Annotated in this window: 17 protein-coding genes; 12 read left to right on the top strand and 5 right to left on the bottom strand. The window is 61.5% G+C overall.

Annotation, left to right across the window (positions count from 1 at the left end; all coding sequences use genetic code 11):
- Nucleotides 1-94: 94 nt before the first annotated feature.
- Both AC1DX3_RS04125 and AC1DX3_RS04120 read left to right on the top strand, forming a co-directional pair.
- On the top strand, nucleotides 95-1,630 hold the full coding sequence (locus AC1DX3_RS04125) for an alpha/beta hydrolase family protein (protein ID WP_476987961.1): 1,536 nt from the start codon (nucleotides 95-97) through the stop codon (nucleotides 1,628-1,630).
- 33 nt (nucleotides 1,631-1,663) lie between these two features.
- Nucleotides 1,664-2,260 (top strand): YdeI/OmpD-associated family protein, encoded by a 597-nt coding sequence (locus AC1DX3_RS04120; RefSeq protein ID WP_476987960.1) that lies wholly within the window; start codon nucleotides 1,664-1,666, stop codon nucleotides 2,258-2,260.
- Nucleotides 2,261-2,639: 379 nt separating this feature from the next.
- Here the strand turns inward: AC1DX3_RS04120 and AC1DX3_RS04115 are convergent, their stop codons facing one another.
- Together AC1DX3_RS04115 and AC1DX3_RS04110 are read right to left on the bottom strand one after the other, a co-directional pair.
- Nucleotides 2,640-4,655 carry a Sip1-related alpha-galactosidase gene (locus AC1DX3_RS04115; RefSeq protein WP_476987959.1) on the bottom strand — a complete coding sequence of 672 codons (2,016 nt, stop codon included), beginning with the start codon at nucleotides 4,653-4,655 and terminating at the stop codon, nucleotides 2,640-2,642.
- Between the two features lie 119 nt (nucleotides 4,656-4,774).
- The gene (locus AC1DX3_RS04110) at nucleotides 4,775-7,621 is read right to left on the bottom strand and encodes a TIM-barrel domain-containing protein (protein ID WP_476987958.1); all 2,847 of its coding nucleotides are present in this window, start codon (nucleotides 7,619-7,621) and stop codon (nucleotides 4,775-4,777) included.
- Nucleotides 7,622-7,930: 309 nt separating this feature from the next.
- Here AC1DX3_RS04110 and AC1DX3_RS04105 point away from each other — a divergent pair, with 309 nt between their 5' ends.
- Both AC1DX3_RS04105 and AC1DX3_RS04100 read left to right on the top strand, forming a co-directional pair.
- Nucleotides 7,931-9,673, top strand: a complete 1,743-nt coding sequence (locus AC1DX3_RS04105) for a beta-L-arabinofuranosidase domain-containing protein (RefSeq protein ID WP_476987957.1) — start codon at nucleotides 7,931-7,933, stop codon at nucleotides 9,671-9,673.
- 71 nt (nucleotides 9,674-9,744) lie between these two features.
- Nucleotides 9,745-12,018 (top strand): glycoside hydrolase family 3 C-terminal domain-containing protein, encoded by a 2,274-nt coding sequence (locus AC1DX3_RS04100; RefSeq protein ID WP_476987956.1) that lies wholly within the window; start codon nucleotides 9,745-9,747, stop codon nucleotides 12,016-12,018.
- Nucleotides 12,019-12,307: 289 nt separating this feature from the next.
- Here AC1DX3_RS04100 and AC1DX3_RS04095 read toward each other — a convergent pair whose 3' ends face one another.
- Nucleotides 12,308-14,647 carry a glycoside hydrolase family 31 protein gene (locus tag AC1DX3_RS04095; protein ID WP_476987955.1) on the bottom strand — a complete coding sequence of 780 codons (2,340 nt, stop codon included), beginning with the start codon at nucleotides 14,645-14,647 and terminating at the stop codon, nucleotides 12,308-12,310.
- Nucleotides 14,648-14,731: 84 nt separating this feature from the next.
- Here AC1DX3_RS04095 and AC1DX3_RS04090 point away from each other — a divergent pair, with 84 nt between their 5' ends.
- The 5 genes from AC1DX3_RS04090 to AC1DX3_RS04070 all read left to right on the top strand — a co-directional run bounded on the left by AC1DX3_RS04090 (nucleotide 14,732) and on the right by AC1DX3_RS04070 (nucleotide 18,142).
- Nucleotides 14,732-15,910, top strand: a complete 1,179-nt coding sequence (locus AC1DX3_RS04090) for a sensor histidine kinase (protein WP_476987954.1) — start codon at nucleotides 14,732-14,734, stop codon at nucleotides 15,908-15,910.
- Complete coding sequence (locus tag AC1DX3_RS04085) at nucleotides 15,900-16,631, top strand: LytR/AlgR family response regulator transcription factor (RefSeq protein ID WP_476987953.1); 732 nt, start codon at nucleotides 15,900-15,902, stop codon at nucleotides 16,629-16,631. Before AC1DX3_RS04090 ends, AC1DX3_RS04085 begins: the two co-directional genes overlap by 11 nt.
- A 97-nt stretch (nucleotides 16,632-16,728) precedes the next feature.
- On the top strand, nucleotides 16,729-17,121 hold the full coding sequence (locus AC1DX3_RS04080; protein ID WP_476987952.1) for an ArsR/SmtB family transcription factor: 393 nt from the start codon (nucleotides 16,729-16,731) through the stop codon (nucleotides 17,119-17,121).
- Nucleotides 17,111-17,584 (top strand): SRPBCC family protein, encoded by a 474-nt coding sequence (locus tag AC1DX3_RS04075; protein ID WP_476987951.1) that lies wholly within the window; start codon nucleotides 17,111-17,113, stop codon nucleotides 17,582-17,584. The genes AC1DX3_RS04080 and AC1DX3_RS04075 overlap by 11 nt, the downstream gene beginning before the upstream one ends.
- A 144-nt stretch (nucleotides 17,585-17,728) precedes the next feature.
- On the top strand, nucleotides 17,729-18,142 hold the full coding sequence (locus AC1DX3_RS04070) for a GFA family protein (protein WP_476987950.1): 414 nt from the start codon (nucleotides 17,729-17,731) through the stop codon (nucleotides 18,140-18,142).
- Here AC1DX3_RS04070 and AC1DX3_RS04065 read toward each other — a convergent pair.
- Nucleotides 18,139-19,758, bottom strand: coding sequence for a family 43 glycosylhydrolase (locus tag AC1DX3_RS04065; protein ID WP_476987949.1), 1,620 nt, complete (start codon nucleotides 19,756-19,758; stop codon nucleotides 18,139-18,141). The genes AC1DX3_RS04070 and AC1DX3_RS04065 overlap by 4 nt on opposite strands.
- Nucleotides 19,759-19,880: 122 nt before the next feature.
- Here AC1DX3_RS04065 and AC1DX3_RS04060 point away from each other — a divergent pair, with 122 nt between their 5' ends.
- Both AC1DX3_RS04060 and AC1DX3_RS04055 read left to right on the top strand, forming a co-directional pair.
- A complete protein-coding gene (locus AC1DX3_RS04060; protein ID WP_476987948.1) occupies nucleotides 19,881-21,398 on the top strand; it encodes a cation:proton antiporter in 1,518 nt (505 codons plus the stop codon).
- 132 nt (nucleotides 21,399-21,530) lie between these two features.
- On the top strand, nucleotides 21,531-23,510 hold the full coding sequence (locus tag AC1DX3_RS04055) for a sialate O-acetylesterase (RefSeq protein ID WP_476987947.1): 1,980 nt from the start codon (nucleotides 21,531-21,533) through the stop codon (nucleotides 23,508-23,510).
- Between the two features lie 61 nt (nucleotides 23,511-23,571).
- On the opposite strand, the gene AC1DX3_RS04050 is transcribed toward AC1DX3_RS04055, so the two are convergent.
- Nucleotides 23,572-24,081, bottom strand: coding sequence for a PAS domain-containing protein (locus AC1DX3_RS04050; protein WP_476987946.1), 510 nt, complete (start codon nucleotides 24,079-24,081; stop codon nucleotides 23,572-23,574).
- A 246-nt stretch (nucleotides 24,082-24,327) separates the two neighbouring features.
- Between AC1DX3_RS04050 and AC1DX3_RS04045 the strand changes: the two genes are divergently transcribed.
- A complete protein-coding gene (locus AC1DX3_RS04045; protein WP_476987945.1) occupies nucleotides 24,328-25,518 on the top strand; it encodes a TCR/Tet family MFS transporter in 1,191 nt (396 codons plus the stop codon).
- Nucleotides 25,519-25,630: the final 112 nt, after the last annotated feature.

Here is a 25,630-nt window from a genome sequence, read left to right as displayed (position 1 = left end):
TCAAGGCGTGCTTGGCGGGGCGGGCAAAAAAAGTTGCATCGATATTGACCGGGACACCGGAGCGGGCGAAGGTCCGGAAACAATCGGGGGTAACATGACCATCAGCCGGATCGCGAGTTTTGGGGCTTGTCTGTTGGCGCTGGCGGTTGGGACCGCGCATGCGGAAACGTCCGATCCGCCTTTGGTGAACAACCCCGCCGCCTATAATTGGACGATCTGGGGCAAGGGCGAACATCACGGCTTTATCCGCGATACAGGGGTGCCCGGCGGTTCGGCTTTTCATGTTGAAGTTGATACGCGGCCGGCCGACGGCCACCCGTGGGATATCGGCGTCCATACCCCGACCGGTGCCGATATCCATAAGGCCGATCCGGTCGTGATCGCCTTTTGGGCGCGGTCGGAAAGCGGCCCAGTCCATTTTTACGCCGGCGCCCGGGGCGACAGCGACGGTTCTCCGGATGTTGCCGCGGCCACGGTCGACATCGATGAAAACTGGCGGCTGCACTATCTCGAAGGCACATCGCCGGGCGACTTTGCGGCCGGCCATGTCGATCTCAATCTGCAGGTGGCCGGCCAGAAACAGACCCTGGACTTCGGTCCGGTCTATATTTTGGCCGGCCCGACGGCCAATCGCGACATGGCTTTGGAAAGCCGGCTGGCGGACATCGCCGTTGGCAGTGTCGAAGATTTCACGATCGACAATGCCGCTGCCGGCGTAACCCTGGCCGCGACCTTACGTATGCCGGCAGGCCAGGGGCCTTATCCGACCGTTGTCCTGTTCTCTGGGCACGGTCCTTTTACGCGCAATAACGATTCCGTCCTGACGCGGGCTTTGAACGCCAATGGTATAGCCACCTTGGAGTATGACAAGCGCGGTACGGGTGCTTCAACGGGACATTACGACGACGCGGCGCTCAGCGACTTGATCGACGATGCTGCCAAGGTCACAGCGTGGTTGCAGACCCGGCCCGAGGCCGACCCCAAACATATCGGCGTGCTGGGCGGCAGCGAAGGCGGGTTGATCGCGCCGGCCGTCGCTGCCGGCAATTCGTCGGTCAGTTTCGTGGTCGCCCTGGCCGGACCGGCGGTGTCGTCCGACCACATACTGCTGACCCAAGTGGAATTGCAGATGAAAAGCGCCGGCGCGCCCGAGGCGCAAATTACCCAGGTGCTGGACATGTATCGGGCCGGGCTGGCGTCGCTGAAGACGGCCAACAGTGACGCGGAGGCTGAAGCCAATCTGCGCGCGGCCCTGGCGCCCTATGTGGTGAGCGGGTTAATAACCGCCGAGCAGGTCGACGGTGTGGTGAAGGGCTTTGCACCGCGCGGCATTCGGGAATTGTCCAAACACGATCCGCAGGCGGTGCTGCGTCAGGTTCATGTGCCTGTCCTCGCGGTTTTCGGTTCGGTCGACCGGCAGGTTCCGGCCGCGGACAATATGCCGGCCTGGCGTCAGGGGTTGGAGGACAATCCGGACGTGACCGTCGTCGAATTGCAGGGGTATAATCACCTTTTCCAGCACGCCAAGACCGGCACGGTCGAGGAATGGAGCGAACTGAAGGAGGCTCAGGGTTCGGATCCGGAGTTTCTCAAACTGATCGTCGATTGGATCAAGGCCCATACGCGATAGGCCAGGCGACAGACATACTTATGAGGAGTCAGGATGGCACCGTTTTACGTTGATCCCGACAAGGTGCGGGAATTCGTTGACGCCGAGGCGTTTTATGCCTGGCTGGCTGAGCATCACGCCAGTGAAACCGAGGTGTGGATCAAGATGCATAAGGGCGCGTCGGGGATGGCTTCGGTCAATTGGGCCCAGGCGGTCGAGGTGGCCCTGTGCTGGGGGTGGATCGACGGGATCCGCAAAAGCTTTGACGACAAGAGTTTCCTGCAGCGTTACACCCGGCGCGGCAAGGCTAGCACGTGGAGCCGGATCAATATCGACAATGTGGCGCGGCTGATCGAAGAGGGGCGGATGACCGAGCACGGCTTGGCACATGTCGCGGCGGCCAAGGCCGACGGGCGCTGGGACCGCGCCTATGCCGGCAGCGCGACCATGGAGTTTCCGAACGACTTGCAGGCGGCGATCGATGCCGAACCGGATGCCAAGGCCATGTTGGCGAAGCTCAGCAAGCAGAATCGCTTTGCCCTGGCGTTTCGGGTGCAAAATCTGAAGACGGAGGCGGGGCGGAAGAAGAAGATTGCCGATTTCGTGGCCATGTTGAAACGCGGCGAGACGATTTATCCGCAGAAGGGGTGAAAAGGGGGCTGTTTACGGGTGTCGCATGGCCTTATGACCCTGGTTTTCGCCGGTTGGGGCGGCTTGGCGGGGCTTGAAAACGGCATGGCTGATTTCAAACCAGCTAGGTTGGGCGCGAAAAGCGGCCAGCTGTCGGGACCTTATCGGGCGAACGGCGCGCTTAGTCACCCATTTACACCCATTTAGCGGGGTAGCGGTTTGCCTTATCGGGCGAATGGCGCTCTTAGTCACCCATTTACACCCATTTAGCGTGACGATGGGGGAGGAGGAGGGGGCGCGACTCGGATATTTGGGATTCAGTAAGGCCTCCCCGCAATGCAATGAATCGGCGGGGGCATGGTGTGTAGAGTCTCTGCCCGGACGCGACAGATAAATTCTCTTAAGCCACGGTGACGCGATAAGTGCGCGGGCCGTTTGTCAGAGGGATGGTCAGCAAATTGTCCCGGTAAGTGAACGGTGCGGTCTGGTTGTCGATGTGTACAGATGCAGGAGCGCTGACGGCATAGATCAGCAGAGCACCTTCATCGCGTACGATCAGGCTGAGCCTGTCGCCGTCCCATGTCAGGTCGCCGACCGATGCCAGTCCGTTGAGCTTTTCTTTCAACCCGAATACGGCCTTACCGTGACGAAGTGGCGCGACACGGACCAGTTCGTGCTTTAGGCGGCTGCAGCGAATGGGTTGGGCCTGGTCCCAGTCGACGGTGTAGACCGTCTCGCCGAAATGGCCATAGCCGGCATAGTCGCCCTGCGGCAGCCCGGTAATATCCGAGAGACGCCATTCTCCCGAAACCATGTCGGCATCGGCCAGGTTGGCCAGCAGCAGCAGCGCGCCACCTCCGGTCAACGACGACGCCTTGAAGGCAGCCGGCGACTGGAGTTGGAAGAGACAGTCTTTCGTCGGGCGCAGCGGGGTGTCAGCGCGTAGCGTCAGGCCTTCGGCATCGACCAGCGATTTAAGCAAGGATACGTCATGCTCTCCGGCCTTGTCGGTGATATAGATCGGCGCACAGTTGGCGGCGCGCACGGAGGCATGCAGTGCTGCATTTGGGTTGGTCGATTCAAACATGTCGAAATCGGGAAAGACCATCTCGCCGAACCACAGAGCGTTATACATGGCCTGAAGACAGTGGGCGGCGGCGTTGCCTTCCTGCAGGTCGTAGGTCTCACCTGGTTTATAGGGGAAGTAGTCCTCTACCGAACGGGCAACGGCCGTTGTTCCGAAGTTTAGGAAGGCGTCATTGGTCATGTCCATGCAATTGATCAGGGCGTTATCGAAATGCTTGGCCGCCCCCTTATTGATGGCATTGTGAATGGCGGTGGCCAGGTCCCATACCGGGTAGTTGTCCTTGGCCATCCGTTCGGCGACCAGTTGGTTGTCGACCTTCAGAAGGCTGATGCCGGCGGCTTTCAGATCGGCGTAATAGGTATCGAAATAGGGACCTAAAATTGCGGGATCGGGTTTGAGGAAGCTGTAGGTCACCAGCTTTCCCGACGTGTCGGTGGGCGACGTGGTCTGGGTCCAGGAAAACAGATCGCCGTTATGTTGCCTGCCGAGTTCGGAATTGGGGTCAATGCCATTCCAATAGCCGTCAAAGGCATGCCATAGGCCGACATGCTTGAACCCATGATCGTTTATCAGCTTGTCGACCAGGGGCTTGAAGCCGCCGGGGAACCTGGCTGTATCGGGCTGTTGGGATTGCAACTGACTGTCGACCGCCTGGAAGTGACCATCATCGAGCACGATCGTCCGGATCGGCGCGCCAGCCGCCTTGATCGTTTCGACCTGGGCCAGTACCCAATCCCCCGACAGATTTTTGCCGAGATTTGAAGCATTCCAGGTGTTCCAGCCGAGATTGGTCAGGGCGTCGGGAAGGGATTTATGCTTGCGCAGATTTTCCGGCGTGCCGAGCGCGTCCATGGCGTCTTCAAAAACCGCGGTGATTGTGGCGTAGAGATCGGCGCCAAAGGCTATGGCGACTTGCGGCATCGGGCGCGTCGGGCGGGCAGGGCCAAGTGCCCGGCCGATCGTCATGAGCGTGTGGCCGTCCGTGCCGAGCGTGGCGCGGAAGCCGCCGCCACCGAGTGGCAGGGCAACGCCATAAGTGCCGTCGTCATATTGCCAGTAGGCGAACTGGACGTCATCCGTTTGCAGGTCGGCGGCGTGCGTCATGGCCATCGGCTTGGTCCACGATTTCCACGGGGCGTAACGCCAGAAGGCGACGCCTTGCTTGAAACCGGGCAGGTCGCCAAAGCTGAGACCAACGACCGCTTGTGAGGGCAAGGTAGCGGTGCTGGCCGATTTGAGCGACAGGACATGGCTGCCGTTCTTGCCGGTGATCTGAACAAGTACAGGCTTGATCGCCGCTTCAGAAGCATAGGCTGTTATGCCGCGCAAGCGCGTCTTTCCGCCATGCACAAAGGCGACAGGCCTGGCGGATCGGCGCTTTGCCAAGGCAGGCGACCCGGCGAAAACGCCTATGGAAAGAGCGGTAATAAAGGTACGCCGCAGCATGGTCAAAGGTCCAGGGTAACGGTCTGTGACGGTGACACGGTGACAGACTTGGGGAGTAATGTGCTGTCGCCGTCATGCACGGTCACGGCGAAGGTCGTCGTCGCGTCGGCACCCGGATAGGTACCATCGGCCGGCGCGAAGGTCAGCTTGCGCGCCGCATCGCTCCAGGTCAGCGGCCAGTGGCGGCGCGCCCCTTTTTCATAGTCGTGACCGTCACCTTCGTCGTCATAAAGTGTGAAGGCGCCATCGGCTCCGGCATAGATGTGTAATTCAATCTGCTCGGATTTCTGCGTGGCATACTGAATGCCGGGCGTTTGCGGAAGGATCGACCCGGCCTTGATATATACAGGAATGTCGCTGAGCGCAGGCCGGACTTTCAGCGTCTGTCCGCCGCTGTGGCGCTGGCCGTCCATGAGACTATACCAATCCGAACCGGCCGGCAGGTAGACATCGAGTGTCTTGTCCGGACCGACTTGCAAATCTGCCTTGCGCGAAGGTCTTATCCATTCGACCCACAGACTGACGATGTCGGGCGTGGGCAGGCTCTGTGTGAGTTCGAAGGTGTAGGCTTGGCCGGCCTTTAGCACCATGTCGAAGCCATAGACATCGTCGCCATCGTGGCCGCCGAACGAGACGCCTCCATTGGCCTGGGTCGCGGTGCCGGTATCCGTCCCTTTACTGGCGATTTTCGTCACACCGTCCAGCGAGAATTTTATCAGGCCCTGGGTAGTGATCTGGATCCGGTGCGATCCTGATTCCTGGGCAATGATCTTGCCTTTCCAACGCGCGCTGTAAGGTTTTCCTCTCAGGCTGAACGGAATATCGCCGAACCAGCTCATCTTCAGATCGTCACCGTGACGCGTGTCGACCCGTTTCTCGAAATTGGCGCCTTCGTAGAAGGTGATTTCAGGGGCCGGTCCGTCGATACCCACGGCGGCATAGTTCGGAATGAACTCGAAATAGTTCTCCTGCTCCGCTTCCAGGGGGGTATTGACCACGGCCACGAGAAGGTTGCGGCCAAACATATACTGATTTGGATAGTCAGCAATGTTGCCATCAGCGGCATAGTCCATGACCAGCGGCCGCAGGAAACTTTCGTTTCTGTAGGTCACTGCCGCTGCCTGGCTATAGATATAGGGCATCAGCGTGTAGCGTAGATTGAGCGCCTTTTTTAGGGCTTCATAGTGCGGATCGCCGTCGGAGCCCATCGCCCAGAGCTCACGGCGAATTTGGGTACCGTGCGCCCGGAAGACCGGCATGAAGGCGCCGAACTGGAACCAGCGGACGTAGAGTTCACGATAGGCCTTGTTGTCCAGACCACCAGGGAAACGGTGGGTAACAAGGAAGCCGCCGATATCATTGGTCCAGTAGGGCAGGCCGGACAGGGCGATTTGCTGGGCCGCAACGATCTGGTAGTTCAGGGTTTGCCAGCCGGCAAAGATATCGCCTGACCAACTCACCGTGCCGAAGGCCTGCTGGCCGGCATAGACCTTGCGGGTCAGTGTCAGTGGCCGCTTCGCATCGGTCTGGGTCCGCTGGTTCTGGTAGAACAGCCGTGTTTGATAGTAGCTGAAGGTCAGAAGGTGATCCTTGATCGGACCCGCCGCGCAGTCGCCGTTTTCGGCATAGGATTTGGCGGTAACGTACCGGCTGCCGGTCGCCATGAATTCCGGCTCATTGCCGTCGGTCCACAACCCGTCAAGCCCGACCGACAAGAGGCCATCATTGACATGCTTCCAGTAGATGTCGCGCGCCCGCGGCGAGGTGATGTCGAGTACCTTGCCGCCGCTCCAATGCGCTCCCTTGAAGAGCAGGCCCTCGGCGTCGAGGTCCTTGAACACCTCGCTGGCGGGACCGAAGGCGGGCCAGACCGAAGCGATGACGTGGGCGTGTTGTGCATGGACGTGATCGCACATGCCTTTGGGATCGGCGAAACTCACCTTGTCCCACACCATGCCGCTGAAATAAGCATCGTCGCCCCAATAGTGCCAATCCTGCACGATGACGTCGATGGGCAGCTTTCTGTCGCGATAGCCGTCTAGAATACCGGTCAGTTCCGCCTGGGAATTATAGCGCTCCTGGGATTGCCAGAAACCGTAAGCCCATTTGCCCAGGAGTGGCGCATGACCCGTGAGACGGCGGTAGCCGGCGATAACGGCGTCGGCATCCTTGCCAAGACAGACGTGGTATCGGATCAGGGGCGCCGTGTTGGAGTAGGTCAAGCCTGTACCGGCGTTTTTCAGGTGGGTATCCGTGTGGGTATCCCACAGAAGGCCGAGGCCGTTCGGGCTGAACAGGAACGGGTTGACCGCGTCCATATTGGCCTGCGCCAGGTAGATGGCCTTATCGCGGTAATTGGGCATAGCATCGCGAAACTGCCCCAGGCCATAGAGATCGCTGGCGGCGGGGAGGTCGAAGGTCTGCGTGTCGAGCCGTGAAGAGGTATCGCTGAGGTAAGGTATGCCGGCGCGATAAAATCCAATATTCATTGTCCGCTTGTTGATGCGGACCTCAAGGTCGTCGCTTAGCAGGCTGGCGCCGGCGGCGGTTTGCGACAGTTTGACATTCTCGGCCAGCGATTCCGGGGACAGAAAAAAGCCCGCTCTGTCCGGAGAACTGCCCGTGGCATATTTGACGATACTGACCGTGCCCGAGGCGGCAAACAGAATGTCGACCGTCAGGTCGCCGGCGGTGAAGCTCGCCCCGCCATTAACCGCCTTCAGGTCGCCGAACGTGATGAGTTTATGCTTTTTCCGCGTCGTTTTCGCTTCGGCGGCCGTTGCCGTCAAAGGTACGACAATTCCGGCGGAAACCACCATGCGGCGGCTTGGACGAATTTTGGATATCATTTTGCGTTTCCCTGTACGTCAGCTCTCGAGGCGACCCTTAAGGAATAAGTAAAACAAAAATATTTAAATCACAAGCGAGCTTGGGTGATAATTCCCCTTCGCCACAATAGGGCCGCCAATTGCGCAGGCAATGATGGGCATCGCGGGTTTAAAGGCCTTGAAATTGTCTGACAAACCTGCTTTCCTGATTAAATAAAAAGCAAATAAGAAATCTGGGCGGACATGGCTTCTTTTTCACGACGAACGTTTTTGGCGGGTAGCGGGGCGGCGCTCTGTGTTTGCGGGTCCGCGCATGGCGCCGGGCTGAACATGCCGGTCGCCAAGCCCGACTTGCGTCTGTTCGAACGGTCTCAGGTGCAGTTGGGCGCGGGGCCGTTGCTGGACCAGTTCGAGTATCAGCGCGACCTCTTCCTGAACCTTGACGATGACAAGCTGCTGAAACCTTTTCGTCTGCGGGCCGGGCTGCCGGCGCCGGGCGAGGATATGGGCGGCTGGTACGACGACTCGCGCGATTTCCATGTCGATCCGAACGACTGGAGCACCGCCAACTGGCACGGCTATATTCCCGGCCACAGCTTCGGGCAATATATCTCCGGACTGGCGCGCGGCTATGCTGTCACCGGCGATCCGGCTTTGGCCCAAAAGGTAAGGGGACTGGTCAGCGCCTATGCGCCCACCGTCGGACCGGATTTCTTCAAGGGCTATTACCTGCCGGCCTATACCTACGACAAGCTGGCGATCGGGCTGATCGACGCCTACCGGTATGCCGGCCTCAACGAGGCCGTGGACGTGCTCGACCAGTTGACGGACGCCGTGCTGCCGTTTCTGCCGGAAAAGGCCCTGACCCGCGAAGAGCGCCGTGCAAGGCCCTATACCAGTGAGGCCGACATATGGGATGAGCCCTATACCTTGCCGGAAAACCTGTTCCTGGCCTGGCAACTCGGCATGGGGGAACGCTACAAGGCATTGGCCCTGCGCTACATGCAGGACGAGGCGCTGTTCGATCCACTCGCCAAGGGAATAAGTCCCTTCAAGGGCAAGCATGCCTACAGCCATGTCAACGCGCTCAATTCCGCCATCGAGGCCTATTATGTGACGGGTGACGCCAAATATCTGGCGGCCGCCAAAAACGGCTTCGATTTCGTATTGGCGCAATCCTACGCGACCGGAGGCTGGGGGCCGAATGAAGAACTGGTGGCGGCGGACGACACCGAAACACTCTACAAGATGCTGACGGAGACGCACCGGTCGTTCGAGACGCCGTGTGGCGCCTATGGCCACTTCAAAGTCGCGCGCCATCTGCTCTGCCTGACCAGGGATAGCCGCTATGGCGACAGCATGGAAAGAGTGCTCTACAACACCATCCTCGGTGCGAAGCCGACCCTGCCGGATGGCAGCACCTTTTATTATTCCGACTACAACATGGCGGCGCACAAATTTTTCCGTGACGAAAAATGGCCGTGCTGTTCGGGCACCTTTATTCAGTTGACGGCCGACTACGGTACCTCGGCCTATATGCTGGACAGCCGCGATCTGTACGTCAACCTGTACATTCCCTCGACGGTGTCCGCGGAGTTTTCCGGGCAGGCCGTGACGCTTGCGCAGACGACCGCTTATCCGTTGGAGAACACCAGTCGCCTAGCTTTGAATGTCAAAAAGCCTACGGCCTTCGGCTTGCAACTGCGCATTCCGGCATGGGCCGGTAAAGCAACCCGCATCACGATCAATGGACGTGCCCATACGGGCGCCGTGACGCCGGGCACATTCCTTAAGCTGCGCCGGACGTGGCGCGATGGCGATGTGGTCGAGGTCTCGTTCGACATGGACCTGCGTCTTGAGGCGCTGAACGCCGCGCATCCGGATGTCGTGGCGCTGATGACAGGGCCGCTGGTCCTGATGCCGATCGGAGGAAATACCAGCCTCAGTCGCGAGAACCTGATGGCAGCGAAGCGTCACGGCGCGGACGAATGGCGGAGCGGGGACCTCGTGCTGAAGCCGTTTATGCACATCGAAGACGAGCCGTATCGGCTCTATACCGAATTACAGTCCTGAATCTTAGAAAGCCGGATTGAGGCTAACGCAATGTCGTTGGTGAGGCCAACGACAAAAAAGGAGCGACGACCATGACCAAACCCCTATCCGGCCTCAAAAGCGCTTTGCGCAGCGGGCTGGCGGTTGCGGCGATCGCCTTTCTTGTCACGGTTCCGGCCGTGGGCGCGACTCCGGCTAGATCGCCTTGGATGGATACCGCCCTGTCTTCGGACCAGCGCGCCGGGTTGCTGCTGAACGCGATGACAGAGGACGAAAAGTTGCTGATGGTCTTCGGCTATGCCTCGGGCGACCAGTTGACTCAAATCGATCCGACGGTCATTCCCGGCATTAATTCCAAGGAAATCGTGGCCAAGGTTATACCCGGTTCGGCCGGCTATGTCCCGGGCGTAAAAAGGCTAGGCATACCAGCCCAGTTCCAGACGGACGCCTCCATGGGCGTGCGCAATCCCAATCTTGAGCGAACATCGCTACCATCGTCATTGGCCACGGCGGCTTCCTGGGACCCGAAGGTGACCGAAGCCGGGGGCAGGATGATCGGCTCGGAAGCACGCCTGTCCGGTTTCAATGTGATGTTGGCGGGTGGGGTCAATCTGCTGCGTGAACCCCGGAATGGTCGTAACTTCGAATATACCGGCGAGGACCCACTTCTGGCCGGAACCATGGCGGCCGGTTTGATCAGGGGCATCCAGGCGAACAACATCGTTTCGACAGTCAAGCATTTTTCGATTAATTCGCAGGAGACCGGCCGCACCATCGTGAGCGCGCAGGTCTCCGAACCGGCGCTTCGTATGAGCGATAATCTGGCCTTCGAGATGGCCATCGAGCAGTCCAGTCCGGGCTCGGTCATGTGCTCCTACAATAAGATCAACGACATCTATGCATGTGAGAACGACCAGCTTTTGAATCAAACTCTGAAGAGCGACTGGGGCTTCAAGGGTTATGTCATGTCTGACTGGGGTGCCGTCCACTCTACCGTCCACGCTGCCAATTCCGGCTTGGACCAGCAGTCAGGCTTCCCTTTCGACAAGAAACCCTTCTTCGGTGTCATGCTGAAGGATGCGCTTGACGATGGTTCGGTCGCTCAAGCCAGGCTTGACGATATGGTCCGTCGCATCCTGTGGGCTTTGTTCGATAAGGGGGTGATGGATAATCCCATTGACGAAGCGCCCGCAAAGGCCGCATCGATCGACTTCGCGGCGGATCACCAGGTTGCCCAGGCCGCCGCCGAACAGTCTCTTGTTCTGCTGAAAAACGATCGCGATCTGCTGCCGCTGAAGACGCCAAAATCGGTGGCGGTCATCGGATCTTATGCCGATAAAGCTGTGTTGGCGGGTGGCGGGTCGTCCGGCGTCACGCCGGTCGGGGGAAATGCCGTACCGGGACTGGAACCGACATCTTGGCCGGGGCCGGTGATTTGGCAGCCGTCCTCCCCCATGAAGGCGCTGCAGGGGCTGCGACCGCGGACACGCTTCACGTACAATTCTGGCGATGATATTGCCGCGGCGGTCAGGGCGGCCGCGGCCGCCGACGTGGCCATTGTATTTGTCCATCAGTGGGCTGGCGAAGCCTTCGATGTGTCTCTGTCATTGACGGGCCATCAGGACGACCTGGTCGCCGCCGTGGCCAAGGCCAATCCGAACGTCATTGTCGTCGTCGAGAGTGGTGGCCCCGTGCTGATGCCGTGGGCAAAAGATGTAAAAAGCATTCTTGCCGCCTTTTACCCCGGCGCGCGCGGTGGGGAGGCGATAGCTCGGGTTCTGACGGGCGAGGTCAATCCGTCCGGCCATTTGCCGATTACCTTTCCGGCGTCTGACGAGCAATTGGTACGGGCTAAACTGGATGGGGAAGGGTTGCCCGAGGGCACGCCCTTTACCGCCCGCTGTAGCGAAGGCGCGGCAATTGGCTATAAGTGGTACGACGCCAAGAGCTTCAAACCGCTCTACGCCTTCGGCCATGGTTTGAGCTACACGACCTTCCTATACTCAGACTTGACCGTCCAAGGCGGGCCGGGCGATCTGTCGGTTAGCTTCACCATAACCAATACTGGCAAGCGAGAAGGTAAGGCGGTCGGCCAGGTCTATGTTTCAGGCCCGGACAGCGCGGGATGGGAGGCGCCCAAGCGGCTGGCGGCCTTCGACAAGTTGACCCTTGCCGCGGGCGCAAGCGGCAGGGCGACGGTCAAGATCGATCCGCGTCTCTTGGCTGTATACGACGAGGCGACGCATGAGTGGGTGATTGCGCCTGGGCGCTATTCATTCCGCTTAGGCGGTGCGTCCGATGAATTGGGGACCGAAGCGGCCTTAACGGTGCCGGGACTGCGGTTTAGCGCCCGCCATGGCAAATGAGCCAGGTTGTAGGTTCGGTGATGGCTTACCAATCGCATAAATAGAATTGTCATGACGGCCACTCGTTTGAATGACCCCGGGTATGACGGACGCGACTACACGCTGGGTGCGTGACCGAAGCCCGCCCCCCTGGCCAGACAAACCAGTTGAGATTGGCGGCGACCAAAACGGGGCAGGAGAAGTGAAGCGCAAAGCGGTGCAGAAGTATGAGGTCCGATCAGCACAACGAATAAGCGCGCGAATCATGAGTCAAAGCCATACGCCGTTGGTATGAGACCGAGGGCGGTTTTCACTGGGCGGAGATCAGCTTGACCAGACCCGGCGCGGTTTTGGCGAAGGTTTTGTCGCCGGCGGGAACGCTTAGGGTGCCTGAAGCGTCGTTCCAGTGCAGCTTCGTCACCGTGCCCTTGCCTTTTTCGTAGTCGTAGGATGTGCCGTCGTCGTCATAGAGGGTGAAGTCGCCGTCCTGGCCGGCATAGACGCGGATGGAGGCGATGGCCTGCTTTGTCGCCGTCGATTGAATGTCGGCGCCCAGGGGCACGATCGAGCCTGCACGGACGAAGACCGGGATCTGATCGATCGGGGCGGCCACCTTGATCCATTGGCCGCCGGCGGTCTTTTCATTGGTCCAGTAATTGTACCAGTCGGCGCCGGCCGGCAGGTAGACCGATTTTTCAGTCTGGCCCTGTTCGGTCACGGGCGCGACCAGGAAGGCCGGGCCGAACATATATTGCGTGCCGAGGTCGGCGACATTGGGATCGTTCGGGAAGTCCATCCACAGGGGGCGCATGAACGGTGCGCCGGTGTCATAGGTCGCCTTGGCCTGGCTGTAGATATAGGGGATCAACTGATAGCGCAGGCGATCGTATTTCGCCAGCACGGCTTCGGCCTGTTTGCCATAGGCCCAGATTTCCGTGTGTTGGCGCTGGCCGTGCAGACGCAGGGTCGGCAGGAAGGTGCCGTATTCGAACCAGCGCGTCAGCAGCTCAGGGTAGTCGTTGTTCTGGCCGACGACATCGCGGGCATCGGACGGGTCGAGCAGGGGCGGTTTGGTGGCGTTGGTCGACTGCGGCAAATACTGCCAGCCGCCGATATCGTTGCCCCAATAGGCGATGCCGGACGCCGTCATGTTGAGCCCCGTCGGGATCTGCCGCGTCAGGGCTTCCCAACTGGGGTTGATATCCGACGACCAGAACAAAGCACCGGTGCGCTGTGATCCCAAATAGGCGGCGCGCGACAGGATCAGCACGCGCTTTTCCGGTTTCCAGGCGCGCATATTGTCGGCGAAACCTTCGACGTGCAGCAGGGGGTAGACATTGTGGTAGCGGTCGCCCGAGCCGATCGCATAGAAGAAACCGTCCGGCACCAGGTCGGGCTCGGTCTCGTCCAGCCACGGATAGTCGAAACCGCGCGACATAATGTTATCGCGGGCATGCTCCCAGTACCATTTGCGAGCGTCGGGATTCGTCGAGTCGATCAGGGCGCCGGCGCGGTCGGAACGGAAGGGCAGGCCGTCGACGGTCTTGCCGTTCTTGTCCTTGAGGAAATAACCCTTGGAATCGAGTTCGTTATAATAACGGCCCGAGGTCTCATAACGCGGCCATACCGATACGATCGACTGCATCCCGGTGTCGTGGAGCTGCTTGTTCATGGCGTCGGGATCGGGGAACTGCGCCGGGTCGATATCCATCTGACCCATACGCGTCCAGTAGAACCAGTCGACGACCATGACATCCAGCGGGTACTGCTTTTGACGATAGGTGTTGGCGACGCGCAGGACCTCGTCCTGGCTGTTGTAACGCACCTTGGACTGGATCAGGCCGAACGCCGCCCTGGGCGGGATGGGCGTTTTGCCGGTGACGCGGGCATAGGCGCCATAGATGGCTTCGGGCGTGTCGCCGGTGATGACGAAGAAGCTCAGCCTTTCGCCGACCTTGGATTGGAAGCTGGTCTTGCCATTGATGGCGGCGATGAAGCGGGTATCGGAAGCGTTGTCCCAGACGATGCCGTAGCCCTTGGACGAGACCATGAACGGCACGCAGACGGTTTCACCGCCGGGGGCGTCATACCAATGTTGACAGTCGATGACGCGGCCGCGCAGGTCGAGGGGGCCGAGGCTCTGCTGGTTCTGACCCATGCCGTAATAATGCTCATCCGCCGGCGCGGCGAAGGTGGCGCCGACCTGATAGGTCTGCTCGCCATTGACCTCGTGCGGCGCCATTTCCCAGCCATTCATGGTGAGGACCGTCTCGCCGCGGGCGTTTTTGACCTGGAGCCCTACCGGCGCCAGCGGCGGCACAAAATACTTTTCGCTCTGCGACGGCGCGTGGGGCGGCGGGGCGGCATCGATATGCAGGCTGAGCGCGGGGCTGGCGAAGGTGTCGCCGCTGCTGTCGCCGGTTTGTTTGAAGGCGGCATTGTCGGCATTGCCGGTCAGGATGCCGTAACCGGCGGTCTTGAGCGCCTCGGACTTGTCGGCGGCGATGGTGACGTGAACGACATTGGGGCCATAGGCTTCGACGGTGACCCAGGCGCCATCGCGGTCGAGGGTGGCGATCGGCGCGGCCAGGACGGGCGCGGCGGTCAACAGGGCGAGGGCGGACGTCATGGCGGCCAGGCGACGGATCATTGGTTTCCTCCAGCTTTATCGCGGTTTTGCGCAGACAAGCGTATGCGGCGGGCAAAAGGCCAAGCTTTTGTGGCAGGACGGACTATGATGTTGCGAACCGGATGGCAGGCGGGCCTGTCGGAGGATATGGCCTTCACGCGGCAAGGCGACGGAGGTATGGATGCGGCACGGTCGGCCAGGGGGATCGCCATGACGGCGAAATATGCGGGGATTTTGAAAGTCATCGGGTTCGCTGCCGTCTGGACGGCGATCGGCTGTATATTCGCCCTGCCTTACGTGTTGCGCGGCGGCGGGTTCAACGCTCTGTTCGCCGTCATGGTGAACTGGCAGCTTTGGGGGCTCCTGGCGCCGGTGATCCGTGCCTATGACGCCAGGTTGCCCGATCCGCGGGCGCGATGGCGGCTGTGGATCGGCGCGCACCTGGTCTTCGGTATCTTGTTGTCGGCGGTTTATGTCGCGGTCGCCGCCACGCTGGAATATGCCCTGGGGTTCAACGACTGGAATCCTTGGCAACAGCCGGTGGCGTTGCTGGATTGGTTCCTGTGGTCGCTGATGGTCTACGCCCTGATCACCGGGGTGTGGCAGGCGATCAAATATTATCGCCATCATTTGCGCAACGAACTGCGCATCGAGCGGTTGGAGCGGCGCTTCGCCGAGGCCCGGTTGCAGGCCTTGCGGGCGCAGCTGGACCCGCATTTCCTGTTCAACGCGCTGAACGGGATCAGCGCCGATGTCGAGCGCGATCCGAAAACGGCGCGCAGGATGATCGAGCACCTGGCCGACCTGCTGCGTTTGTCATTGAAGGCGCAGAACGCACAGATGGTGCCCGTGGGCGAGGAACTGGCGTTTCTCGACGCCTATGTCGCCTTGCAGAAGATGCGTTTCGGCGAGCGGATAAGCTTCGACACCGTCGTGGCGCCGGAAGCGCGGGCCTTGCACATGCCGTCCTTGTTGCTCCAGCCCTTGGTCGAGAACGCGGTGCGCCACGGGATCGGCGGGCGGGTCAAGGGCGGGCGGATATGGGTGGCGTTGACGGTTGAAGGCGGTAACCTGGTCGTCCGCGTGGAGGATGACGGCGTCGGCTTGCCGGCCGGATGGAGCCTCGAACGCGATGGCGGGATCGGGTTGTCGGCGACGCGCGAACGCCTGTTGGCGCTCTATCCGGCGGGGGCGTTCAGCGTCCGTCCGCGCCCGGAGGGGGGCGTCATCGCCGAGACGCGCCTGCCTGTTGCGCAGGGAAAAGGAGGCGCAGATGCCGCCTGAGGTGTTTTCGGTCCTGGTGGCCGACGATGAAGCGCCGGCACGGCGGCGGTTGATCGACCTGTTGAGCGGATCCCCGGCGATCGGGTCGATCATCGAGGCCGACAACGGCGACATGGCGGCGGATATCATCGCGCATCAACGTCCGGACATGGTGTTTCTCGATATCCGGATGCCGGGATTGTCAGGGCTGGACGTGGTGTCGGCTGTCGGCACGGAGCGGCTGCCGCCGACAGTGTTCGTCACGGCCTATGATCAGCACGCCGTGGCTGCGTTCGAAGCCAATGCGATGGATTATCTCCTCAAGCCGTTCAGCGACGAGCGTTTCATGGTGGCTCTGGGGCGGATGATGGAGCGGCTGGCGAAGGCGGCGCCGGCGCCGGTGGTGTTCTGGGACCGGCTGGTCGTCAAGGCGGCGGGCATAACGCGCTTCGTCCGGACGGAAGATATCGACTGGATCGCGGGCGCGGGCGTCTATGTCACCCTGCACGGCGCCGGTAGGGAAATCCTGCATCGTATGCCGCTGAGCATGCTGGCCGAAAAGCTCGATCCCCGGCACTTTGCGCGGGTGCACCGGTCGGCGATCGTCAATATCGACAAGATCGTGCAGTTGGAGCAACTGACCCACGGCGAGTTCGATGCGGTGCTCAAAAGCGGCCAGCGCGTGAAGGTCAGCCGTCATTATCGCGCGGTGTTGGAAGCCCGTCTGGATCAGAAGCTGTAGTCGGCGTCGGGCTCGGCGCGTGCGGCGAGATGAGTTAACGATAGCTCTGGCAATTTGTCCCTTGACATGAAACCAAAAGGTTTCCTATAAGGTCGTCATGACAGGAAACCAAAAAGTTCCACATCGGGTGGCGGATCAGGCGGCGGTGTTTCGGGCGCTGGCGGATGACAGCCGGCGGGCGCTGCTGGACCGGTTGTTCGCGGAAAGCGGGCTCAGCCTGATGGAACTGTGCAAGGGTTTGGAGATGACACGGCCGGCTGTGGCCAAGCATTTGAAGATTCTGGAAGAGGCCAATCTGGTCGCTGTCCAGTGGAAGGGGCGCGAAAAGCTGCACTTTCTCAATCCGGTGCCGATCAATGAGATCGCTGAGCGCTGGATCGGCAAGTTCGAACGGCCGCGGTTGCGCGTGCTGTCGGATTTGAAGGACGGGCTCGAAGGCGGGCCCATGGGTATCACCACATCACAAAAGGAAGATGGTCATGACGGATAGTCGCTTTGTTTATGTCACCTATATCAATGCCGCCCCCGAAAAGGTGTGGCAAGCCCTGGTTACGCCGGAGTTCATGCGGCAGTATTTCTTCGGCAGTACGTTCGAGACCGATTGGCAGGTCGGTTCGCCGTGGACCCTGGAAAAGCCGGGCGGCGGCGGGATGGCGGATTCCGGCGAAGTGCTGGAGGTCGAGGCGCCGAAGCGGCTGGTCCTGAGCTGGCGCAGCGAGTGGATGCCGGAAGCCCATGCCGAGGGCTATGGCCGTATGGTGGCCGAGATCGAGCCGTCCGGGGAGACGGCCGCCAAGCTGACCATTACGCATTCGATCGGCGTGCCGGATTCGAAGCTTATCGGTGCCGTGTCGGGCGGATGGCCGAAAATCCTGTCGAACCTGAAATCGTTGCTGGAGACCGGCTCGATCGTCGGAGGGCTGGTGATGAAGGCGGAGCTGAGCCAGGTATGACGGTGAATAGGTGGGGTTTGTCCAATCCTGCACGGCGCTTTGCGTGGCGCTTGGAAAGGCAGGGGAAGTAGGGCACCCCACCACTACGCCTCAAGGGCGCAGGGATGCGTGGAAATCAATGGCTTAATGTTAAGGAGATGTGGGATGAGTGAGGCCTATACAGGCGGGTGCGCATGTGGCGCGATCCGTTACGAGATCGCCGGGGAACCGCTGTTTTCCAACCATTGCCAGTGCCGCGATTGTCAGCGCGAAAGCGGTTCAGGGCATGCGTCCTACGTCACTTTCCGGCGGGAAAATGTGAAGGTGACAGGTGACGAGAAGACCTGGGACATGCCGACGGACAGCGGCTCGACGAAAAGCCGGCATTTTTGCGGGACGTGCGGGGTGGCGGTCTATCTGACCTTTGCCGGCATGCCCGATTTTGTCGCCGTGCGGGTGGGCAGTCTCGATGACCCGGGCCGGTTTGCGCCACAGGTCGTCACCTATGGCGCGCGCGGTTACCCGTGGGATGTGCTGGATCCCGGTCTGAAGGTGTTCGACAAGCAGCCGAGGGGTTAGGCCGTGATCTGGCCTTCGCCGCGATAGACGAAATCGCGGAAGGTGGCGGAGCCCGTGCCGGTGACGAAGACGCCGTATTTCAGGCTGAGGAAACTGCCGAAGACATTGTGGTGGTAGCCCGAAACCTCGAGCTGCCACGGGTGTTTGATCCACGGGCCGCTGTCACCGGAATAGTAAAAGGTGACGATGTTGCCGTGATTGGTGACGCGCAGCCGCACCGTCTTGAACGCCAGGTCCTGGCGCATCCAGCCGTGTTCCTGGCCGTAATTATAGGTGTACATCTGGGTTGGGGTGAAACCAACGCCGCAGTACATGCGTTCGCTGTAGAACAGGGTGATGCCGGCCTGGCTATCAGCAGCCAGGTCGATGGTGATGTCGGCCTCGTAGCTGCGGTCGCCGACCAGGAAGGTGAGGGGCGACGAGTCGGCCGGGGTCGTGCCCTTGCCCGTTACGGTCAGGGATTTGTCGCCATAGGTGGCGCGTTTGGCTTCATCCGGGCCCGGGTTGAAGAAGGTCCACTGGGTGCCGAATTTATTGGCCGAGAAGTCGTCGGACAGGGCAAAGCCCGAGGGGCTGGGTTGGCCTTTTGCCGGTTTGGCGATGGGTTCGGACAAGGTGCCGCCCTTGGCGTGGAACCAGCCGTCGCTGGTCCAGGCGATTGGTTCCAGCAGGGCCTGGCGGCCAAGGGTATAAAAGCCGTTTTCGTAGCCGTGATAGATCATCCACCAGTCGCCGCCGGGGCCTTCGAAGGGCGTGGCGTGGCCGCGCGACCACCAGGGTTCGTCGGCGCTCTTGGTGTGGACGATGGGGTTGTACGGGCAGTTTTCCCACGGGCCGTGGATCGATTTGGAGCGGGCGGCGGTCACCATGTGGCTGGTCGGCGGGCCGGACGTGCCGCCGACGGCCGAAACGAGGTAGAACCAGTCGCCGCGGCGGAACAGTTTCGGGCCTTCGGGAGCGAACATTTCGACCACCCAGTCGTCCGGATAATGCCAGGGCGTATAGACCTGCTCGAGCGGGCCGTCGGTTGCCAGGCCGTCGTCGGTCAGGGCGATGCGGCGGACGCCGTTGAAGAAGAGGTAGCGTTTGCCGTCTTCGCCGACAGCGTGGCCGGGGTCGATACAGCCGTCGACCTTCAGGTCGATCGGGTCGCTCCATGGGCCGTGAATGCTGTCGGCGTGGATGACCAGGATCGATTGTTTGCCGCCGGGCGTGGCGGGAATATAGATGAAGTAGCGACCGTTGTGCTTGACGAGGTCCATGGCCCAGACTGAGCCGATCGGTTGGGTGAGGGCGGGGCCGATGGGCGCCCAGTTCACCAGGTCGCGTGAATGCCAGATGATGATGCCGGGATAGGACATCATTGACGAGAACGTCATGTAATAGTCGTCGCCGTCCTTCAGCACCGTCGGGTCCGGGTGATCGCCGGCAATGATGGGGTTGAGATAGGTGCCGTTGCCGAGGTCGGCCTTGCGCTGGCCCTCGATGCCGCCTGCATGTTTGGGGACGGCTCTGGGTTTGGCGGTCTTGGCGGCCGCCGGGTCGGCAAGAAGCTGGGTCGATGCCGCGCCGAGGAGCACGGTTTTGAAAGCGTCGCGGCGGGATGTCAGTTTCATGGGGTGACCTGGGTTGAAAGGATGGCCGACAGTATGACGGGGAGGGGCGCGGAAGCAAGGCCCGGTGGTTTACCTGAGGGCCGATTTGTGCGAATCCGCTATGGGTTTACCGGAGACCGGCCATGATGATTTTCGAACTTCTGCTGGCCTTGCTACTGGGGGCGACATTGTTGTCGCTGTTGGCCCAGCGGTTACGGGTGCCGTATCCGACCTTATTGGCCGTAGGTGGAGCCGGGCTGGCGCTGGTGCCGGGTTTGCCAACCATCGCTATACCGCCGGACCTGATACTGGCGCTGTTCGTGGCGCCGGTCCTGCTGGATGCCGCCTATGACAGTTCGCAGCGCGATATGAAGCGCGATTGGCGGCCGATCGTATCGCTGGTGCTGGTGGCCGTTGTGTTGACCGCCGTCGTCGTCGCCGCTCTGACGCGCGGGCTGATTCCCGGCATACCGTGGGCGGCGGCGATCGCGCTGGGGGCCTTGCTGGCGCCGCCGGACGCCATCGCGGCGCTGGCGGTGCTGCGCGAGGTCAATCCGCCGCACCGTATCCGCACCATACTGGAGGGCGAGAGCCTGCTCAATGACGCTTCGTCGCTGCTCATTTATCGCACGGCCGTCGCGACGGCGGCGGTGGGCGGTTTCAGCCTGCTGCATGACCTCCCGGCCTTTCCGTTCATCATCATGGGCAGCGTGGCGCTGGGCTGGCTGATCGCCTATCCCGCCGGCTGGCTGCTCAAACCGGTGAAGACGATGGCGCCGGCGGCGGTGTTGCAGTTCATCATGACCTTTATCGTGTGGTTGCTGGCCGAGGGGCTGGGGCTGTCGGCGGTGGTAACGATCGTCACCTTCGGTTTGACGGCGGCGCGGCGCGGCGCGTTTGTCGTCCCGGCGAATATGCGGGTGGGGACCTTCGCCGTGTGGGAAACCGCGACCTTCGTGCTCAATGTATTGGCCTTCACCATGGTCGGCTTGCAGTTGCGGCCGATCGTGGAGGCGCTCGATGCCGCCGAACTGGTGCGGTACGGCGTTGCGGCCTTTGCCATATTGGTCGCGGTCATCGTGGTTCGGCTGGGCTGGGTCGGGCTGATGTGGGCCATGCAGCGCTTGCCGGGCCAGCACCACGGCCGGCTGAGCAGCCAGGAGGCGACGGTGGTCGGCTGGTCCGGCATGCGCGGCATCGTTACCCTGGCCGCCGCCATGGCGCTGCCGGCAGGGTTTCCCTATCGCGATTTCATGCAATTGACCGCGTTTGTCGTCGTGGTGGGGACCTTGCTGGTGCAGGGGCTGACCCTGGGGCCACTGGTCAAATGGCTGGGTTTCAGGGAGGACACCCTGATCGCCGACGAGGTGACGCGGGCGCGGGCCGGGGTGTTGAAGGCCGCCATCGCCTCGCTGGACGGCGCGAGGGGGGACGCCGCCGAACGCCTGCGTTCCGATTACCGGGAGTCGCTGACGGCCACCAAGGCTGGCGGCGACCCCTTTGCCGGCGAACTGTATGCCCTGCGCCGGCGATCAATCGCGGCGGCGCGGCAGGAGCTCGACCGCCTGCGTCGCGAGGAAAAGATCGGCGACGATGCCTATCATGTCGTCGAGGAAGAGCTGGACTGGACCGATCTGAGCGCGGGATCCCGAGACGCGTAAGGCTTATAAAGCCGCGGCCGTGCGACTGGCGAAATTAAGACTTGAAGCCGGGGCCATTCTTTGTCGATATCGCCGCCAACGATACCTGCCGCCGTCACGGGCGCAGCGCGCACAAAAGAGGAAATAGTCCCCATGACGTCACAACAGCAAAAATTCTATCTGGGCTGCACCGCCCTAGCCATGGCCTTTATGGCCGCGCCGGCCCTGGCCGATAGGGCGCCGCAGTTCGCCAAGGCCTTTACAGATCATGCGGTCCTGCAACGCGACGAGCCTGTCCATGTCTGGGGGACGGCGACGCCTCAGGACAAGCTGACCGTGGCGGTGGCGGGTCAGTCGGTGGCGGTGACGGCGGATGCCGGCGGCCGCTGGAGTGCTACGGTGCCGGCGTTGAAGGCCGGCGGGCCGTACAGTCTCAGCGTGACGGACGCCGGTAGTGCGTCATCGGTGCTCAACGATATCCTGGTCGGCGACGTCTATCTGTGCGGCGGCCAGTCGAACATGCAGTTTCCGGCCAAGCTGGCGACCGGCGCCTGGGGCGACATCGGCTCTTCGGCCAATGCGAATATGCGTTTCTTCAATGTCCAGAACGACAGCGAAGCGGCCGTGCAGGAGGATATCAAGCTGCCGGCCAAGTGGCAGGTGGTGGGACCGGATACGGTCGGCGAGGCCTCGGCCGTCTGTTACTACATGGCCAAGGTGTTGCAGAAGGATCAGAACGTGCCCGTCGGCTTTATCGGCTCCTATTGGGGCGGGACGACGGTCCAGGGCTGGATCAGCGAAGACTCGCTGCGCACCGTGCCGGCCTATACGGCCGGGGTCGACGCCATCGCCATGTACGCCAAGTCGCCGGACAAGGCCCTGGCGCAACAGTCGAAGGTCCAGGAGACATGGTGGGACGCGCACGACCCCAAGGCCAAGGCCCAGCGGGCGTGGATCGCGCCGGGCTTCGACGATTCGGCCTGGCCGACAATGAACCCATCCGGGTCGTGGAAGGATGCGGGCATCGACGCCTTCAAGGATTTCGACGGCGTGGCGTGGTTCCGCACCTCGGTGGTGCTGACGGCCGATCAGGCGAAGACGGCCAACGAGATTCAGCTGGGGCCCATCGATACCTATGATGCGACCTGGATCAACGGCGTGTGGGTCGGCAGCGGTGGTATGTCGTGGTTGTGGCGCGATTATACGGTGCCGGCCGGCGTGTTCAAAGAGGGCAAGAATGTCATAGTCGAGCGCGTGCTGAGCGGCGGCAGTGGCGGCGGGTTGACCGGCTCGCCGCAGAATCGTTTCATCAAGATGTCGGACGGCCAGGTCGTGCCGATCACAGGTCCGTGGAGCTATCAGATCGGCACGCCGGCCAAGGGCTGGGACCCGCAGCCGGCGACGCCGTGGGCCATTCCGACCAGCCTGTCGACCCTGTATAACGGCATGATCGCGCCCGTCAGCGGCTATACGATCAAGCTGGCGGCGTGGTATCAGGGCGAGGCCAATGCCGACAAGGCTAAGGAATATCAGGCCCTGTTGCCGTTGTTGATGAAGGATTGGCGCCAACGCTTCGGCAAGCCGGAACTGCCGTTTTTTGTGGCGCAGTTGTCGTCTTACGGGGCGGTGTCGACGACGGCCGGCAAGTCGGATTGGGCGGAATTGCGCGAGGCCCAGCGCTTGACGGTGGACCGTGATCCACATGCCGGACTGATCGTCACGATCGATGTCGGCGACCGCACGGACATCCATCCGACGCAGAAGAACATTGTAGGGCAGAGGTTCGCGCGTGCCGCGCGGAGCGTTGCCTATGGTGAGAATGTCAGTCCTGGCGGCCCTGAAGCGACCGGAGTGACTCGGTCGGGGGCGGATTTGGTCGTCAGTTTCAAGGATACCCAGGGCGGACTGCTGACCTATAGCTCGCATCAGGCGATCGGGTTCGAGGTGTGTACGGCCGTGGATGTCTGCGATTTCGCCGAAGCCGTGGTGAAGGGCGAGCAGATCGTGCTGCCCGGCGCCAATCGCCCGGAGGTCGTCAGTGTGCGCTATGCGTGGTCGAACGCGCCCTATGTCAATCTGTACAGCGTTGACGATTTGCCGGCCGTGCCATTTGAGATGGCGGTGGCGCCTTAAAGACGGACGCCCCGCGGTTTGATAACCGTGGGGCGTTTTGTTCGGGGAGGTGGAGCGGTGTTTAAGCGTTCAGGCCGGCGACGGTCTTGGCGGTATTGTGGCGGAAGACGTTGACGGCGCCGACGACGTCGTCGTCCGCGTTACGGATCGGGAAGACATTTACAAGGGCCAGAAGGCGATTGCCGTTGGGCTGTTCGCAGATGACGTCGGCGTCGCGCACCGTGCCGCCGTTGTTGATCACGACCGAGGGCGGCGCCGAGGCGTGCGGCATGATTTCGCCGGAGGGATAGCGCAGGATATGGGCGCCGCAATATTTCTCGGAGGCGCCCAGTTCGGGTGAACGGCCCCAGGCGCCGATGGCGGTTTGGTTGCACGACACCAGGGTGCCGTCCTTTTCGATGACATAGATGCCGACCGGAATGCCGTCGAGCGTCGCCTGATCGGCGAGCACGCCCTCGACGACGAGCTTGCCGTCGTCGAGGTGGCCGCTGAAGCGGATGCCTTCGAAATCGGCGTTACGGATGCGGGCTTCGGTCGCCTCATTTTGCAGTTGGTTATCGTGAAAACCCATTATGTTTCTCCCATTGTTGTGTGGTCGAGTGAGGGAGGTAAGCATGATATGGGCGCGTCCGCCAGCGGTATTTTTTGGTTAAGTTATTAAAAAATATAGACATTTGATAGAATTGAATAAAAACGTCCAATCTGAAAAATGTAGGTATGTAGGCTCAAATCTTTGGCCATGACGGCAACGTTGCCGCAACACGGCCGGCGTCGAACCCTCTCTTGCACACGATAGCGATTGCCGTCACAAGGCGCCATGGACCCGACAGCGAAATCTCAGGACGACAGGATGCTGGCCGTCATCTATCTGATCATCGTCATCGATGCCGCCGGCATGGGTTTGGTCCTGCCGTTCCTGCCCGATCTGTTGCGCAGCCTGGGCGGGGAGGCGGCGACCGGCTGGCCGTTCGGCGCGTTTCTCGGTCTTTACGCCCTGATGCAATTTCTGTTCTCGCCGTTGTTGGGAAGTTTGAGCGACCGCTTCGGCCGGCGGCGGATACTGCTGCTGTCCCTGGCCGGGGCGAGCGTCAACTATGCCGTCATGGCCCTGCATCCGCTGTTGTGGCTGTTGTTCGCCGGGCGCGCCATAGCCGGCATGACCGGCGCCAATATGGCGGTCGCCTCGGCCTATCTGGCCGACATCACGCCGCCGGACAAAAGGGCGGAGCGTTTCGGCCGTTTGAGCGCCTGTTTCGGCCTCGGCTTCATCGTCGGGCCGGCCTTGGGCGGGGTCATGTCCGGGTGGGGGGCGTCCTATCCGTTCATCGCCGCCGCCACGGTCAGTGCCGTCGCCCTGGTCATGACCATGGTTCTGTTGCCGCGGGTGGCGCCCATGGCGGCGACGGAGCCGTTCGACTTCAACCCGCTGTCGGCGTTTCGCTGGGTGTTCAGCTTTCCGGTTTTGGCGCCGTTACTGGCTGTATTTGTCGTCTTCGCCATGATCGGCGAGGTCGGCGRTACGGTCTGGGTGCTGTACGGCGAAGGCAGGTTTCACTGGCAGGGGCTGACCGTCGGCCTGTCGCTGGGCCTGTTCGGGCTGTTCCACGCCCTGGCCCAGGCGTTCCTGACCGGGCCGCTGTCGCGCCAGCTGGGGCAAAGGGGGACGCTTTTGCTGGGCATGGCCTGCGACACCGCGGCCTATGTCTGTATCGCCCTGGCCGACCAGGGCTGGATGGCGTTTGTCCTGATTCCATTGTTTTGCCTGGGCGGCATCGGCGCGCCGGTTCTGGAAGGCCTGTTGTCCAACGGTGTGGCGGATGACGGGCAGGGGCGGCTGCGCGGTGTCATGGCCAGTTTGACCAGCCTGGCTTCGATCATAGCGCCCGTTGCGGTGGCGGCCATCTATTTCGCCTCGCGGTCGTGGTTTCCCGGTCTGGTCTGGCTATTGGGGGCGGCCCTGTATGGCCTGTGCCTGCCAGTCGTGCTGCGCCGTCGTTTGCCGGGTTAGCGTTTCGTCTGATGATTACAAGTTGGTAACATTATCGTCTGGCGGCCGACAGGCTCTTGACGGTTGCACGGTTAAAGGGCTCAATTGTAACCAATCACGATCACGGAGTGCA

The organism is Asticcacaulis sp. P2_B1, assembly GCF_056404915.1.
The sequence above is the reverse complement of the archived record's forward strand: the minus strand, read 5'-3'. Positions and strand labels throughout refer to the sequence as shown.